At 66.5% G+C, this 1,636-nt stretch carries 3 protein-coding genes; 2 read left to right on the forward strand and 1 reads right to left on the reverse strand.

Annotated features, from left to right (window positions below; all coding sequences use genetic code 11):
• Positions 1–222 (reverse strand): hypothetical protein (locus tag EN994_RS36495; protein ID WP_245466129.1); only part of this gene is annotated, 222 nt, incomplete at its 3' end.
• On the opposite strand from EN994_RS36495, the gene EN994_RS30435 reads away from it, so the two are divergent.
• Both EN994_RS30435 and EN994_RS30440 read left to right on the forward strand, forming a co-directional pair.
• A complete protein-coding gene (locus tag EN994_RS30435; RefSeq protein WP_245466128.1) occupies positions 118–705 on the forward strand; it encodes a TetR family transcriptional regulator C-terminal domain-containing protein in 588 nt (195 codons plus the stop codon). The two genes, EN994_RS36495 and EN994_RS30435, sit on opposite strands and share 105 nt — an antisense overlap.
• Positions 702–1,636 (forward strand): thiamine pyrophosphate-binding protein (locus EN994_RS30440; RefSeq protein ID WP_245466127.1); only part of this gene is annotated, 935 nt, incomplete at its 3' end. The genes EN994_RS30435 and EN994_RS30440, both read left to right, overlap by 4 nt.

The raw sequence follows: 1,636 nt of genomic DNA on the forward strand, positions 1-1,636 counted from the left end.
GCTCTGCATCGCCTGCGAGGGCGGGCCGACATGCCTGACGCGACCGATCCTGCGCCAATGAATATGCCATCCCGCCGCAGGTTCCGTCGCGAGGGCGAGGAGCGGCGGCGGCAGGATCTGATCGAGGCCACTCTGGACAGTGTGGCGGAACATGGCCTGCAGGGCGCCACCTTGCGCACCATCGCATTGCGTGCCGGCGTCACCGCCGGGCTGATCCGGCACTATTTTCCCGGCAAGGAAGAATTGCTGCAGGAAGCCTATGCAGCGCTGATGGGCCGCATGACCGAGCAGGCGAAAGCGGCTTTGGTCATGGAGAATGCCTCGCCTCGCCAGCGCCTTGCGGCTTTCGTCACCGCCAACCTCAATGCGCCGATTATCGACGCGCGGGTGTTTTCGCTCTGGGCAACCTTCATCGGCCGCGCCAGAGCGGATCCGACCTTGGCCCACGCCCACCGCGAAGGCTACCTTGGTTTTCGCAATGAGGTGGAAGCGGTTGTGGCCGAGGTGCTCGCCGCCGAACGGCGCAAATCGGACGCAAGCCAATTGCGCCACCATGCCATCGCGATTAATGCGATCATCGACGGACTCTGGATCGAAGGCTGCCTGGCCGGCGAGATGTTCTCGCCCGGCGAATTGGCGGCGATCGGCATCAAGGCCGTCGAGGCCGAACTAGGCCTCGCGCCGGAAGGGGAGGAAAACCAATGACGACACTCGGCGAAGCGCTCATTTCGCTGCTCGAAGCCCATGGCGTCGACACGGTCTTCGGGATTCCCGGCGTCCACACGGTAGAACTCTACCGCGGGCTAGCGCGCTCCAAGATCCGCCACGTCACACCGCGTCACGAACAGGGCGCCGGCTTCATGGCCGATGGCTACGCACGCGCCAGCGGCAGACCGGGCGTCGCCTTCGTCATCACCGGACCGGGGCTGACCAACACCATCACCGCCATGGGGCAGGCACGTGCCGATTCGGTGCCGATGCTGGTGATCTCAGGCGTCAACGCCACGCCGACGCTGGGCAAGGGGCTGGGCCATCTGCACGAATTGCCGGATCAGCGCGGCATGATGGAGAAGGTGGCGCTGTTTTCGCAGCGCGTTACCGAGGCTGGCGAATTGCCCGGCGCGCTGGCGCAGGCCTTCGCCCTGTTTTCATCGGCCCGGCCCGGCCCGGTGCATATCGAGATCCCGACCGACGTCATGGTCAAGCCGGCGGATGGCATCGCTGCCATGCTGAGCAATGTGACGCCGCCCGTGCCGGAAGGTGTCGCAATTGCCAACGCGGCCAAACTCATCAGTGCAGCGCGCCGCCCGCTGATCCTGGTCGGCGGCGGCGCCAAACGCGCCGAAGCGCCACTGCGGCGTCTGGCCGAACGGCTGGGGGCGCCGGTCGTCCAGACCACCAATGCGCGCGGCCTGCTGCATGGTCATCCGCTTTGCGTGCCGGCCAGTCCCAGCCTGAAGACAGTACGGGCGCTGATGGCCGACGCCGACCTGGTGATTGCCGCCGGCACCGAATTCGGCCCGACCGACTATGACGGCTACAGCGATGGCGGCTTCGTCCTGCCCGCCAACCTGATCCGCATCGATATCGGCGCGGACCAGCTTGCCCGCCGCCCGGCGACGGTTTCGATCCAGGC

Origin of the sequence: Mesorhizobium sp. M7A.F.Ca.CA.002.09.1.1 (assembly GCF_003998555.1) — a bacterium.
Lineage (GTDB): Bacteria > Pseudomonadota > Alphaproteobacteria > Rhizobiales > Rhizobiaceae > Mesorhizobium > Mesorhizobium ciceri.